The 13,035-nt window shown below is 61.4% G+C and carries 11 protein-coding genes; 3 read left to right on the plus strand and 8 right to left on the minus strand.

Annotation, left to right across the window (positions count from 1 at the left end; genetic code table 11):
• Window positions 1-148: 148 nt before the first annotated feature.
• The gene (locus AC56LR_RS21210; RefSeq protein ID WP_497133426.1) at window positions 149-1,669 is read right to left on the minus strand and encodes a M48 family metalloprotease; all 1,521 of its coding nucleotides are present in this window, start codon (window positions 1,667-1,669) and stop codon (window positions 149-151) included.
• 146 nt (window positions 1,670-1,815) lie between these two features.
• Here AC56LR_RS21210 and moaC point away from each other — a divergent pair, with 146 nt between their 5' ends.
• Window positions 1,816-2,307, plus strand: a complete 492-nt coding sequence (gene moaC, locus AC56LR_RS21215; protein WP_497133409.1) for a cyclic pyranopterin monophosphate synthase MoaC — start codon at window positions 1,816-1,818, stop codon at window positions 2,305-2,307.
• 116 nt (window positions 2,308-2,423) lie between these two features.
• Here the strand turns inward: moaC and AC56LR_RS21220 are convergent, their stop codons facing one another.
• The 3 genes from AC56LR_RS21220 to AC56LR_RS21230 form a co-directional block, all read right to left on the minus strand.
• Complete coding sequence (locus AC56LR_RS21220; RefSeq protein ID WP_497133411.1) at window positions 2,424-4,043, minus strand: S8 family serine peptidase; 1,620 nt, start codon at window positions 4,041-4,043, stop codon at window positions 2,424-2,426.
• Between the two features lie 223 nt (window positions 4,044-4,266).
• Window positions 4,267-4,719 (minus strand): response regulator, encoded by a 453-nt coding sequence (locus AC56LR_RS21225; RefSeq protein ID WP_497133412.1) that lies wholly within the window; start codon window positions 4,717-4,719, stop codon window positions 4,267-4,269.
• Window positions 4,720-4,934: 215 nt separating this feature from the next.
• Window positions 4,935-5,711, minus strand: a complete 777-nt coding sequence (locus AC56LR_RS21230) for a DUF4386 domain-containing protein (RefSeq protein ID WP_497133414.1) — start codon at window positions 5,709-5,711, stop codon at window positions 4,935-4,937.
• Window positions 5,712-5,902: 191 nt separating this feature from the next.
• Between AC56LR_RS21230 and AC56LR_RS21235 the strand changes: the two genes are divergently transcribed.
• Both AC56LR_RS21235 and AC56LR_RS21240 read left to right on the plus strand, forming a co-directional pair.
• Window positions 5,903-6,616, plus strand: coding sequence for a flagellar brake protein (locus tag AC56LR_RS21235; RefSeq protein WP_497133416.1), 714 nt, complete (start codon window positions 5,903-5,905; stop codon window positions 6,614-6,616).
• Between the two features lie 147 nt (window positions 6,617-6,763).
• Window positions 6,764-8,800: a S9 family peptidase gene (locus AC56LR_RS21240; protein WP_497133428.1), complete on the plus strand. Its 2,037-nt coding sequence runs from the start codon at window positions 6,764-6,766 to the stop codon at window positions 8,798-8,800.
• Window positions 8,801-8,904: 104 nt separating this feature from the next.
• Here AC56LR_RS21240 and AC56LR_RS21245 read toward each other — a convergent pair whose 3' ends face one another.
• The 4 genes from AC56LR_RS21245 to AC56LR_RS21260 form a co-directional block, all read right to left on the minus strand.
• Entirely contained in the window at window positions 8,905-9,399 is a 495-nt protein-coding gene (locus AC56LR_RS21245; protein WP_497133418.1) for a pilin, read from the minus strand.
• Between the two features lie 342 nt (window positions 9,400-9,741).
• The gene (gene sucD, locus AC56LR_RS21250) at window positions 9,742-10,623 is read right to left on the minus strand and encodes a succinate--CoA ligase subunit alpha (RefSeq protein WP_497133420.1); all 882 of its coding nucleotides are present in this window, start codon (window positions 10,621-10,623) and stop codon (window positions 9,742-9,744) included.
• A gap of 15 nt (window positions 10,624-10,638) precedes the next feature.
• The gene (sucC, locus tag AC56LR_RS21255) at window positions 10,639-11,808 is read right to left on the minus strand and encodes an ADP-forming succinate--CoA ligase subunit beta (protein WP_497133422.1); all 1,170 of its coding nucleotides are present in this window, start codon (window positions 11,806-11,808) and stop codon (window positions 10,639-10,641) included.
• Between the two features lie 67 nt (window positions 11,809-11,875).
• Entirely contained in the window at window positions 11,876-12,451 is a 576-nt protein-coding gene (locus AC56LR_RS21260) for a DUF2889 domain-containing protein (RefSeq protein ID WP_497133424.1), read from the minus strand.
• Window positions 12,452-13,035 lie beyond the last annotated feature (584 nt).

The raw sequence follows: 13,035 nt of genomic DNA on the forward strand, positions 1-13,035 counted from the left end.
TTTGCTCACCGTCGACTCCAGATTATTCAGAGTCGACAGCATGAGCTATCTAGCAAAATCGGACATTTCTACTTTGCTAGAACCGGACATTACTACTTTGCTCTTACACACCCTACGATCCTCGACTATTCGGATACCCCGTCCCGCCTTAGCGCTCCTTCTCTTCTTCCTTCTCCAGCTTCTGCCGCGCCTTGAGCTCGCGCTCGCGCGCATCGATGACCGACTGGTCGTAGAACGACACATCGCCCGCCTTGCGCGCCAGCTCAAGCTGCGCCACCGCCGCAGGCAGCGCGCCCGCCACCACATACGATTCGGCCAGCGCCATGTGCTGCAGGGCGATCTTCCCCTGCTTGGCATAGGCCCGGGCCAGCATGTCGTGCAGCTTCGGCTCTTCGCGGTAGAGCTGGGTCTGGTCGCGCAGGTAGCGCGTCGCTTCTTCCAGCTTGCCGCCGGCGATCAGCGCCTCGCCATACTGGCGTGCCAGCGCCCGCGACAGCGGATAGCGCTGGCGCGCCTGGTCTGCATCCTGCACGGCCTGCTGCACCAAGGCTGCCGGCTGGCCGGGCGCGAGCTTGATCTCGAGCGCCAGCCCGGTGAACATCGTAGCGCCGTCGCCGGCATGCGATTCGCTGGAAAACACGCCTTCTTTCGGCTTGACGGTCGTGCGCGCCTTGTCCAGCCAGGACTGCGCATCAAGCGTATTCCCCTGCCGCAGCGCCAGCAGGGCCAGTCCGTACTGGGCGCCGGCCTGCAGGTGGCGATGCCCTTCCTTGAGCTGGGTCTCGAACGCATGCCTGGTGTCGCGCCGGCCGCCGACGCTTTCGTCCTGCAGCACGCGCGCACGCGCGCGCACCAGCTGGAAGTCGAGGTTATCGACGCGCGGCTTCTTCGGGATCTCGCGAATGCGCGCCTGCATGTCGGTGATGCGCTCGGCCGTCAACGGGTGGCTGCTCAGGCTCGCCATGTGGGCAGGGATGTCGCCATACATCTTGGTGGCGGTCTGCAGGCGCTTGAAGAAGCCCACGATACCGGTGGTGTCGTAGCCGCCCGCGCTCATGATCTGGAAGCCGACCCGGTCCGCCTCGCGCTCGGCGTCGCGGCTGAAATTGAGCTGGCGCTGCACGGCCAGGCCCTGGCCGCCCATCAGCACGCCCATTGCGGCGTCGGAACTGGTGCGCGCGGCCAGCGCCGCCAAAATCATCGCCGCCAGCGGCAGCAGCACGTCCTGCTTCTGCTGCCCAAGCATGCGGGCGATGTGGCGCTGCGAGACATGGCCGATCTCGTGCGACATCACGCCGGCCAGCTCGGATTCGTTCTGGGCCGCGACGATCAGCCCCGTGTGCGCCCCGATGAAGCCGCCCGGCAGCGCGAACGCGTTCAGGTTCGGGTCGCGCATGGCGAAGAAGGAGAAGTCGGCATTGGTCTCGCCGCGCGCGCCGGGCACCGCCACGACCAGCGCGTTGCCGAGGTTGTTCAGGTACTCGGTGATGGGATCGTCGTCGAGATAGGCGGGGTCGCGCCGGACGTCGCGCATGATTTCCTCGCCCAGCTTGCGCTCGACCACCGGCGACAGGTCTTGCCGCGCCGCGTCGCCGAGTGTCGGCAGGCGGTTGTTGTCGGGCTTTTTCTGGGGATCGCCGGGAGCGGCAATGGCGAACGCGGCCGCCATGGACAGGGCCAGGGCGGTCAATGCAGGGCGCCAGCGGCGCGCCGATGCTGGGCGGGGAGCATATTTCACAGTGCTATCATAACCTTATCCGCAGCCGCCCTGCTGCCCAGCAAAACACTTTAATCCACCCCTAATTTTTCCCTGCAATGAGCTCTCCATCTTCGCCACTGACCCATTTCGATTTAACCGGCCAGGCCCACATGGTCGACGTCGGCGCCAAGCAGGACACCCACCGCATCGCCGTCGCCGCCGGCACCATCCGCATGAAACCCGAAACGCTGGCATTGATCCAGTCGGGCAACGCCAAGAAGGGCGACGTGATCGGGATCGCGCGCATTGCGGCCATCATGGCCTCGAAACGCACCAGCGACCTGGTGCCGCTGTGCCATCCGCTGCCGATCACGCGGGTGGCGGTGGATTTCGAAGTAGATGAAGCCGCCAGCAGCGTGCATTGCCGGGCGCAGGTCGAGACCATCGGCAAGACCGGCGTGGAGATGGAAGCGCTCACTTCGGTGCAGATTGGCTTGCTGACCATTTACGACATGTGCAAGGCGGTCGACCGCGGGATGGTGATGACCAATGTGCGGGTGCTGGAGAAGCATGGGGGGAAGAGCGGAGATTGGACTGCGGACGTGTAAGCTCCTGGTTTTTATGGGAATCCGGGCGAAGCGCGACGCCGAGCGGGTCATGTTTTTGAATGAAAAACGGCCCGGTCAAACATCAGACCAGGCCGTTCGTGCTTTGCGCTAGGTGCTCAGTTGTTACAACCCATGGTAGCGATACGGTCGTAAGCAGCCTTTGCCTGGACCAAACCATAGCCGTACTTGTCGTCCCGTCCTGCTGCGCCCAAGTCCTCTGCCGATTTGGCCAGCGTATTGCGGATCTGCGCAGCGCTGCAGTTAGGGAAGTAACTCCACACCAGGGCAGCGACGGCAGAAACGTGCGGCGTGGCCATGGAGGTGCCGTCGAAATATGCATAGTTTCCGACCTTCACCGATACTGTGGCAGCCTGACCTACCTGCGCCAACATTGCAGTACCTTCGGCCAACGATACCGCAACGGAAGGGATTGCCGTTACAGTCGTGCCCAAGGTCGGGTTAATGCTACCTGCTACGTTGTTATACAGGACGGCGCCCACGCCGCCACTGGCCTGGCAGTTTGCCACCTTGACGCCGAAAGCAAGGCCCGCGCCGCGGGAAATCAGGCAGACCTTGCCGGCCATTGCCGAGTTAATCGTGCCGCCGAAGCCAAAGTCGGCCAGGGGCGCGGTAACGGTCGCGCGTGGCGATCCGGTCACCGAGCCTGCTGCATAGCTGGTTGCGCCAACAGTGAGCGATGACACCAGTGCGGTACCCATCGGCACGGTCGACAGGACGCGTACGCCTGGCGCCGACAGCTCGACCTTCGGGTTAAAGTTCGAGAACGTCGCCCATTTTTTGTCGCTGTCGAGCGCGCCGACCGAGACCACGCTCTGGTATCCCGCCGGCCAGCGTGGCGCAGTAGTACCGGCATTGCTGGAAGCAGCGAAGGAGAGGATGCCTTTGGCGGCCAGCGCATCAAACGCGGCCTGCTCGGTGCTGCTTGGTTCGGGTCCGCTCAGCGACATGCTGATGATGTTCGCACCGGCATCACCGCAGCGGTTCGCCGCATCAGCCAGTTCGGACGAATAAGCCCAGCCGTCAGCCCCGAAGACCTTGACGATGTGCAGCTTTAGTTGACGAACAGGGATGACGCCAACCACGCCCACCCCGCTGTTATTGACTGCTGCGATCGTACCGGCGACGTGGGTGCCATGGCTGTTTTCGTCAGTGTGCCACCAGCCAGTGCCCGGGTCGTACTCGCCGGTCACGGTGCCGTTGTTGTTCAGGTCTTCGTGGTTGCGGTCGTAGCCAGAATCGATGATGCAGATTTTCCGGTTGCCGACTTTGGCTGCGCCATTCGGCAATTGGTCAGCCTGGGTCATGGTGATGCCGTAAGGGACAACCTGACCCAGGTAGTAATTCTTGCCGGAAGCCGGGTTCGCCGCGGAGCTACGTTCAGTCGCGCTCGTGTAGTCGGCACTCATCTCCGACGACGGAAGGTAACGTGGTGGGTCGATCTCAACGTACGACACGTTCTGGTCGGCGCGCAGCGTGTTGACCTGCTCCGCAGCGAGTTCGACCGACATGGCATTCATGCCGCGGATCTTGCGCTTGACGTTGCCACGCGCGCGAATCACCGCAGCGTTGACGTCGTTGTCTGCGCCGGCCTTGAAACCGACGATGTAACGCGTTGGCGGCGCTGCGCTGGCGGAACTGGAAGCCAGCGCAAGCACGGCGACCGAGCACAGCATTGCGAAGCTGCGAACTGGAAGAGCGGTAATGATTTGTTTCATGTCTCTTTTTCCAATCTTTTAGTGTGTAAAAAGCCATTTACATCGCGTGCGCTGGGTGCATGCCAGGAATGCGTAGCGACCTCAGCGTCGAACGATCCTGCGCGCGTCCTGTGGCATCGTCAACAACATTCCGTGCCATTTTGCACAGAGTGTTTAAAAGTCGACATGTCTTCAAATGTATTGACAATGACATCGAAACCGGGCTAGGCAGCTGCATGATTTCTCACCAGTGACCGTGCATCCGCTGGCTCAATGCCGGAGGTGCGCAACCCACTGCGCTCAGGCTGCAGTCACGTATTTCCGTCGCGAACCTCAGCACATTCAGGATCTGGTCATACTGGACTGGCTTGAGTAGATACCTGTCAAAACCAGCGTCCCTAGCATCCTGCGCAATTCCCGGGTAATAGTGACCAGTTAACGCAACGAGCAAGGCATCCTTGACCAAACGCGTTGACCGAACTCGCCTGGCGAAATCCAGACCTGTCACGTCTTCCAGGCGAAGCTCGGTAAAGATCACGCTCGGTTGGATTTCTTCGATCCGTGCAAAGGCTTCAGTGCAATTTTTTGCCGTTTCGACCCGACAACCAGTCAATTCCAGCAAAGTCGTGAGTAAAAAGCGCAAGTCATCATCAGGATCCACGAGCATCAACTGCAAACCCTTGTTTTTTGGATACATGGCATTCTGGTCCTTCCAAAGTAGAAGTGCTTTGGACGAAGCGACAGTCTTTTGCTGTCGTACTTTCGCGTCAATACAATATTGCATATTGCGCAACTTTGGTCACTCTTCATTTCGGAAGATCGCATCAAGTTCCGACGGTGATGCTGCGGGCCTCCAGGCCTTGGGGTCGAACTCGCGGTCTTCACATCTGCCTCGAATTGATACGCTTGCGCCTACTTGCTGCGATGTCCAGGTGTCGGTTGTGTCGACCTCGTCGGGACGGGCTGCTTTCCATGCCAACTCGCCACGTCCACGCCTTTCACCAGCAGCCACAGGCACATCGCAGTCTCCCCAAGAAAGGCCGGCAGCAGGATCGCGGGGAACAGGACACCCTGCACTGCCGGCGCGAGGAACATGGCGAAGCTGTTGACGAGATAGCAGGCGCCCACGACCTGCATCCCCACGCCGAGCATTGCGGGAAGATAGCCGGACTTGCGGATCAGGTGTCCCACCAGCAGGCATTGCACACCAAAGAAAATCAGCGCGACCCCGAAGGTCCTGGCATGTGCGACGATGGCCAGATAGCTCAGGCCATAACGCTGTTCCGCGCTGGCGACCTTCGCCAAGGCAGTGCTGGTGAGCGGATCGAGCGCCGCCTGCAGCTGCAGTGCGCACAGGCTTTCGACCGCAAGCGACACCAGTCCGAAACAGACCACCGCTACCGCCAGATGCCGGTTCACCGGCCGCAGCAGGAAGTACCAGATCGCCGTCAAGGCGACCGCGCAGACCAGCAGCAAGAGCTGGCCGGCGATGCCCACCCGCCACAGGAATTCGGACTCGAGGATGCGCAGGGCGGTGGCGGCAGGATCGCCGGCGACGACGAGGCTGTTACGGATGACCGCCTCGCCAAGCACGCCGATGACGATGATGAGCAGGTAGAGCAGTCCCCCGATGCGGGCGACACGTTGCACCGAACGAATGCCGTTGTCGGGGCGAAGACGTTCGGCCATAGCGCTTTCCTGTCGTGAGTGGCGATCGAGTTGAGGTTACGACAGTGATTTCATGACGTCAACATTTCCGTGAGACGGCCTTGGCGCCGGTCCCAGCCTTCGCGATACCCTCTTTTACCCTCATCGGACATTTACTAGCTGCTATGATCATTATATTTTGCAATTTCCTTGCAGAAACAATCTTCTAAGCAATGAATAGCGCCCCAGTCCAGGAGCACAAGCAGCAGGAATTCGAATTCGAGACGATGAACCTGCAGGTCGGCGTCCGCCTGCAGGTGATGACGCACCGACAGTTCAAGCCGGTCCAGTATTTTTCGACCCTGATCGGATACGTCAAGGACGAGTACATCATCGTCAAGATCCCGCTTGAACACGGCGTGCCGATTTCGATCACGGAGGGCGACCCGCTCACGGTCAGGGTATTCTCGGGCGTGAACGTCTGTTCTTTTGCGTGCTCGGTCGAGCGCGTGTTCCCGCGTCCGCTGTCCTATCTGCACCTGTCCTTCCCGACATCGATCCAGGGCACCAGCCTGCGCGGCGCCATGCGCGTCAAGGCCGCGATTCCGGCGCGCGTCACCCCGATGGGCAGCGGCGCGCGGCCGATCGACTGCTCCCTTACCAACGTGTCGGTGAGCGGGGCGCGCATCGATTCCCAGCATCCGCTGCCTCCCGATAACGAAGTCGTGGGACTCACCTTCACGCTGACGACGCCGCCGAGCAACCAGGAAGTGCAGGTCGAGACGCTGGCCGCCATCCGGAACACCACGGTGGCCAAGGCGGGGCCCGACAAGCTGGACGTATTCAGCTATGGCGTGCAGTTCGTCGACCTCGACCCCGTGCATTACACGCTGCTGCAGAACATGACCTATGAAGCCTTGCTCGCGGACCGGCTGAAGATCGTCTAGGTATCCGCCCAGGCTGGCGCCGTCTTCAAGCATGTCACATGGTAAATTGCTCGCCTATGCGCGGCGCCCTGCCGCGTGCTGACATGACAACGAGGATGGAGCATGAAATTTCGTTTGCCGAGTTTGCTGCCGAAAGTGCTGCAACTGATGCCGATCGCGGCCGCCACCCTGGCCGCCACCACCGCGATGGCCGCGCCGCGCGGCTTTACCGTGGAAGACCTGGTGAACATGGAACGGGTGGGCAGCCCGGCCGTGTCGCCTGACGCGACCCGCGTCGTTTACACCGTGCGCAGCACGGACATGAGCAAGAACCGCGGCAACACGCAGCTCTGGATGGTCGACCTGCGCGCCGCCAAGCCGGTGCCGCAACGCCTGACCAGCCACGCATCGAACAGCACCGATCCGGAATGGTCGGCCTCCGGCGATGCGGTCTACTTCCTGTCGAGCCGCTCGGGCTCCTCGCAGGTCTGGCGCCAGCCTGTCTCCGGCGGCGAGCCGGTCAAGGTCACCGACCTTCCGCTCGACGTCGACAGTTTCCGCGTCTCGCCAACGGGTGATCGCATCGCGATGAGCATGTCGGTGTTCCGCGACTGCGCGGACCTGGCCTGCACCAAGGCGCGCGCCGAAGCGAAGGAAAAGGACAAGGCCAGCGGCAAGCTGTACAACCGCCTGTTCGTGCGCCACTGGGATACCTGGGCCGACCACCGCAACGCCGTGCTGTTCTCGGCGCCGCTGGACGCCAAGGGCAAGCTGCTTGACACGCCGGTCAGCCTGTCCGGAACGCTCGACGGCGACGTGCCTTCGAAACCGTTCGGCGACCGCGAGGAATTCCGCTTCAGCCCGGACGGCAAGACCATCGTGTTCTCGGTGCGCTTGGCCGGCAAGACCGAAGCCTGGTCGACCAATTTCGACCTGTACACCGTGCCTGCCGCCGGCGGCGTCCCGCGCAACCTGACGGCAGACAACCCGGCATGGGACGCCAAGGGCGTGTATTCGCCCGACGGCCGCACTCTCGCCTACCTGGCGATGGCGCGCCCGGGTTTCGAGGCCGACCGCTTCCAGATCATGCTGATGGACGTGGCGACCGGACAAAAGCGCAAACTCGCGGCCGACTGGGACCGCTCGGTGGGCAGCATGCAATGGCGTGCCGACGGCAAGGCCCTGATCGTCGACGCCGAAGACCTCGGCCAGCATCGCCTGTATTCGATCGACCTCGCCGGCGGCAAGGTCACCGCCTTGAGCGACAAGGGCGCGGTCGGCGCCTTCGATGTGCGCGGCGATACCGTCGCCTATACCCAGGCCAACCTGGCGTCTGGCGCGCAGCTGTTCTCGATGAAGCTGGGCGGCCTACCTTCCCAGCTCACCGACCTCAACGCCGAGCGCCTCAAGGATGTGCGCTGGGGCCAGTACGAGCAGTTCAGCTTCAAGGGCGCCAACGGCGACACCGTCTACGGGCATGTGATGAAACCGTGGAATGCGGAAGCCGGCAAGAAGTACCCGGTCGCCTTCCTGGTCCACGGCGGTCCGCAGGGCAGCTTCGGCAATGGCTGGAGCTATCGCTGGAATCCGCAGGTGTATGCGGGCGCGGGCTATGCCACCGTGTTCATCGACTTCCATGGCTCGACCGGCTACGGCCAGAAGTTCACCGATTCGATCAGCGGCGACTGGGGCGGCAAACCCCTGGAAGACCTGCGCAAGGGAATGGACGCGGCGGTAAAGCAGTTCCCGTGGCTGGATCGCGGACGCAGCTGCGCACTGGGCGCGTCCTACGGCGGCTACATGATGAACTGGATCGCGGGTAACTGGAACGACGGCTTCCGCTGCCTGGTGAATCACGACGGCGTGTTCGACAGCCGCGGCATGGCCTATTCGACCGAAGAACAGTGGTTCACCGACTGGGAAAACGGCGGCGCCTATTTCGCGGTGCCGAACAACCACGAGCGCTTCAACCCTGTTCACCACGTGAACAAGTGGAAGACGCCGATACTGGTGATCCAGGGCGACCTCGATTTCCGGATCCCGACGGCGCAGGCCCTGTCGACGTTTACCGCGCTGCAGCGCAAGGGCATCGACAGCCAGCTGCTGGTGTTCCCGGACGAGAACCACTGGGTGCTCAAGCCGGCGAACTCGCTGCAGTGGCATCACACGGTGATCAACTGGCTGGACAAGCACCTGAAGCAGTAAGCACTGCGCCCGCTTCTGGACAGCGGGTGGGTTAACGAAAAAGAGACCGCCGGGGCGGTCTCTTTTTATTGACCGCTTGCGCGGCCGTTCATGCAATTACGTGATTACGGAGCAGGAGCAGGGTCAGCAGCTTCCAGGTCGCAACCTGCAGGCTTGTAGCCGTCGGTTTCGGCGAAGCCGGTGGTGACGCAGGTGTAGACACCGGTAGCGTTGCGGTTCAGGGCGATGGTCGGAGCGGTTTCTGGATCGGCAGCCAGGCGGCCCGGGTTGGCGATGGTGCAGGTCAGGGCAGCGCCACCTTCGGCGGTCGGCACGGCTGCGGCGATAGTGGTGCAGTTACCGGTGGTTGCCGACAGGCCAGCTTTTGCCAGGAAGGTTTCAGCCGAGTCAGCGCTGCTTTCAACAACAGCCATTTCGTAGCCGGTCTTGCCTGCCGAGATGTCGGCGTAGGCAGCGGTTGCCTTCGACTTGGCGATGTAATCCTGGTATGCAGGGATGGCCACGGCAGCCAGGATACCGATGATGGCGACGACGATCATCAGCTCGATCAGGGTGAAGCCGCCTTGGGCTTTTTTAGCTTGAATTTGCTTGAAGTTCATTTTGTATCTCCAGGTGGTGTGTCGGGTGAATTTGGGTTACTGCTTAGTGCCACGCTTTCATATATGCAAGCGGTGTGCCAGCCCCAAAAATGTCGATTTTATTAGTGCAGAGATAACAAAACGGCCTGAAAACGCAAGTTTTGGCTTGATCGGTGACAAAATTTGTCATGTGATGCCAGCAATTTTTGTCACTCGAACAGTTTACGTAACGCAATTTGTCATGCATAGACCAAATTCGTCACGCCAGCTCCCGGCACGCATACCGGCGGCGGGAAATCGCCGGCGAAAAAAAAGCGGGGAGCTCTACGCTCCCCGCTTTCGGCAACCGTAAGGTCGTCAGTATTACAGCATGGCCTTCAGCAGGCGTGCCATTTCCGACGGGTTCTTGGTGGCTTTGATGCCGCACTCTTCCATGATGTCCAGCTTGGCTTGCGCGGTATCGGCGCCGCCCGAGATCAGCGCGCCGGCGTGGCCCATGCGCTTGCCCGGAGGGGCGGTGACACCAGCGATGAAGCAGACGACCGGCTTCTTCATGTTGTCCTTGATCCAGTAGGCAGCATTGCCTTCGTCCGGACCGCCGATTTCGCCGATCATGATGACCGCGTCGGTATCAGGATCGTCGTTGAACATGCGCATCACGTCGATGTGCTTCAGGCCGTTGATCGGGTCGCCGCCGATTCCGACTGCCGACGACTGGCCCAGGCCCAGTGCGGTCAGCTGGCCGACTGCTTCATAGGTCAGGGTGCCCGAACGCGACACGACGCCGATACGGCCCTTCTTGTGGATGTGGCCCGGCATGATGCCGATCTTGATTTCGTCCGGGGTGATCAGGCCTGGGCAGTTCGGGCCCAGCAGCAGGGTCTTCGAGCCGGCTTTGGCCATGCGGTCCTTCAGGGCCATCATGTCGCGGACTGGAATGCCTTCGGTGATGCAGATTGCCAGGTCCAGGTCGGCTTCGACGGCTTCCCAGATGGCAGCGGCTGCACCTGCCGGCGGCACGTAGATGACCGACACGGTGGCGCCGGTAGCGGCTTTGGCTTCCGACACGTTGGCGTAGATCGGGATGCCTTCGAAATCTTCGCCGGCTTTCTTCGGGTTCACGCCTGCGACGAAGGCAGCTTTGCCGTTCGCGTAGTCGCGGCACATGCGGGTATGGAACTGGCCGGTCTTGCCGGTGATACCCTGGGTGATGACTTTAGTATCTTTGTTGATCAGGATCGACATTTGTTTATTCCTTAATTAGGCTTTACCAGCTGCAGCGGCGACGACGGCCTTGGCCGCATCTTCCATCGTATCGGCAGCGATGATCGGCAGGCCGGAGTCGGCCAGCATCTTCTTGCCCAGGTCTTCGTTGGTGCCCTTCATGCGGACAACCAGCGGCACCTGCAGCGACACGGCCTTCGAGGCGGTGATCACGCCTTCGGCGATCACGTCGCAGCGCATGATGCCGCCGAAGATGTTGACCAGGATGGCTTTCAGGCCAGGGTTCTTCAGCATGATCTTGAATGCTTCGGTGACTTTCTCAGCCGTCGCACCGCCGCCCACGTCCAGGAAGTTGGCCGGCTCGCCGCCGAACAGCTTGATGGTGTCCATGGTGGCCATGGCCAGGCCGGCGCCGTTCACCAGGCAGCCGATGTTGCCGTCGAGCGAGATGTAGGCGAGGTCGAACTTCGATGCTTCGACTTCGGCTGGATCTTCTTCGTCCAGGTCGCGGTAGGCGACGATTTCCGGCTGGCGGTACAGCGCGTTCGAGTCGAAGTTGAACTTCGCGTCGAGGGCGATGACCTTGCCCGAACCGGTCAGGATCAGCGGGTTGATTTCGGCCAGCGACGCATCGGTTTCCCAGTACGCCTTGTACAGGCCCTTCAGTTGCACGCGGGCGTCGGCCAGCGATTCGGCAGGCACGCCGATCTTGGTCGAGATCTCGTCGGCTTCGGCGTCGGTCAGTCCGACCGATGGGTCGATCGCGATCGAGTGGATCTTTTCCGGGTTGCTGTGCGCGACTTCTTCGATGTCCATGCCGCCTTCCGACGAGGCCATCAGCACGACGCGCTGCGAGATGCGGTCGGTGACCATCGAGACGTACAGTTCCTTCTTGATGTCGGCGCCTTCTTCGACCAGCAGGCGACGCACTTTCTGGCCTTCAGGGCCAGTCTGGTGCGTGATGAGCTGCATGCCCATGATCTGTTCTGCGTATTCCTTGACCTGCTCCAGCGACTTGGCGACCTTGACGCCGCCGCCCTTGCCGCGACCGCCAGCATGGATCTGCGCCTTGACGACCCAGACCGGACCGCCCAGTTCTTCAGCGGCCTTGACCGCCTCTTCGACCGACATGCACGGAATGCCGCGCGGAACGGTCACTCCGAACTTTCGGAGGATCTCTTTGCCTTGATACTCATGGATTTTCATGCTGGCTTCCCTTCGTCTATTACTGATTTAGAAATACGGTTGAACTACAAATGACAAACTTCGAATGCTAACCCGCCACGGCTTTGATCGACCAGCGGGGATAGTAAGTGGCCACGGCGGGTCCGTCGCTGCGCAGCGCATGGCAACGGTCGAGCTCGAAGGGCCGTTCGGCCGAGTGCGTACTGCCATTCGCGTCGGCGCCGCCGCGGGTGTCGAACACGTCGTCGGCAAAGGCTTGCAGCGCTGCGGTAGGCAGCACCTGGGCCAATTCGGTCAGGTGGGTGCAACCGAGCACGCCCGACAGGCGGTCTTTCAGGTGCAACCGGAAATGGTTCATCAGCGACAGGCCGACCAGCTTCTTGTAGGCCGGGACGATCGTCTCACAGAAACCGGGATACGGAACGGCATCGGACGCGGCTTCGGCATCCACGATGGTCAGGTTGCGGTCGATGGTGACGCGCAGTTTGAGGTCGTGCACAGGCGCGCCGCCCGGGCGGGTGCCGGAAGCGAGCGGGATGTCACGGGTTTTGACGTCGCGGATGCTGGCGTCCAGATCCCACAGGCCATCATCGCGCGCATAGGCTTCGACAGTGATGGCGCGCGTATGCCGGAGCGAGCGCGATACGGGAAGAGACAGGGGCATAAAAACCAATGCCGCTTGCGCGGCCGTTAGTGGTGCAGCCAGTGTGCGTCATGCACGTTGCCGTAGCTTCTACGACAACAACCGCTCATGCGGCGCTGCTTAAACCACAAAAGTTTATCACAGGGCGTTGTAGGTTGCACTGCAACAGAGCCGTTTTGGAGGCTTGACAGGCAGATTTGACGGGGTTTATTGCAGCGTGGGCAATGTTGCGGTGGCGTTGGCCTATGTCGTTGCGCGGATGAGGGAGTTGGGCAGGTGTTACCTATGTCCCTAGACAGGGTGTTACCTATGTCCCTAGACAAGCACCGGCATGGCATTTGTAGCGTGGGCAGGTTCTCCCGCCCACGCGGTCAACAGCGTCCGCGTCCCGCAAACGCCGTTCCGTGAGGTATCTGGTAAAGCAGGATCTATATCCCCAAGCTGGCATGGAGAGCTGCGCCCTGGACGCCAGCACTGGTTGAACGCGCGGGCAAGGGACTTGCCCACCCTTCTATGATGACTGTCAAGTGAGATTCGTAGTTTTCGTCTCTCCTGTACTTTGGTGCATTGAAGCGCTTGGTCATCTGTTCGTGAGACGCTGGCGT

This window comes from Telluria sp. ZT3P39, from assembly GCF_059685935.1.

What these genes read in the sequence shown, in the direction of transcription:
- AC56LR_RS21210 (WP_497133426.1), bottom strand. Translation starts at nt 1,669, where the DNA reads ATGGCGGCCGCGTTCGCCATTGCCGCTCCCGGCGATCCCCAGAAAAAG.
- moaC (WP_497133409.1), top strand. Translation starts at nt 1,816, where the DNA reads ATGAGCTCTCCATCTTCGCCACTGACCCATTTCGATTTAACCGGCCAG.
- AC56LR_RS21220 (WP_497133411.1), bottom strand. Translation starts at nt 4,043, where the DNA reads ATGAAACAAATCATTACCGCTCTTCCAGTTCGCAGCTTCGCAATGCTG.
- AC56LR_RS21225 (WP_497133412.1), bottom strand. Translation starts at nt 4,719, where the DNA reads ATGTATCCAAAAAACAAGGGTTTGCAGTTGATGCTCGTGGATCCTGAT.
- AC56LR_RS21230 (WP_497133414.1), bottom strand. Translation starts at nt 5,711, where the DNA reads ATGGCCGAACGTCTTCGCCCCGACAACGGCATTCGTTCGGTGCAACGT.
- AC56LR_RS21235 (WP_497133416.1), top strand. Translation starts at nt 5,903, where the DNA reads ATGAATAGCGCCCCAGTCCAGGAGCACAAGCAGCAGGAATTCGAATTC.
- AC56LR_RS21240 (WP_497133428.1), top strand. Translation starts at nt 6,764, where the DNA reads ATGCCGATCGCGGCCGCCACCCTGGCCGCCACCACCGCGATGGCCGCG.
- AC56LR_RS21245 (WP_497133418.1), bottom strand. Translation starts at nt 9,399, where the DNA reads ATGAACTTCAAGCAAATTCAAGCTAAAAAAGCCCAAGGCGGCTTCACC.
- sucD (WP_497133420.1), bottom strand. Translation starts at nt 10,623, where the DNA reads ATGTCGATCCTGATCAACAAAGATACTAAAGTCATCACCCAGGGTATC.
- sucC (WP_497133422.1), bottom strand. Translation starts at nt 11,808, where the DNA reads ATGAAAATCCATGAGTATCAAGGCAAAGAGATCCTCCGAAAGTTCGGA.
- AC56LR_RS21260 (WP_497133424.1), bottom strand. Translation starts at nt 12,451, where the DNA reads ATGCCCCTGTCTCTTCCCGTATCGCGCTCGCTCCGGCATACGCGCGCC.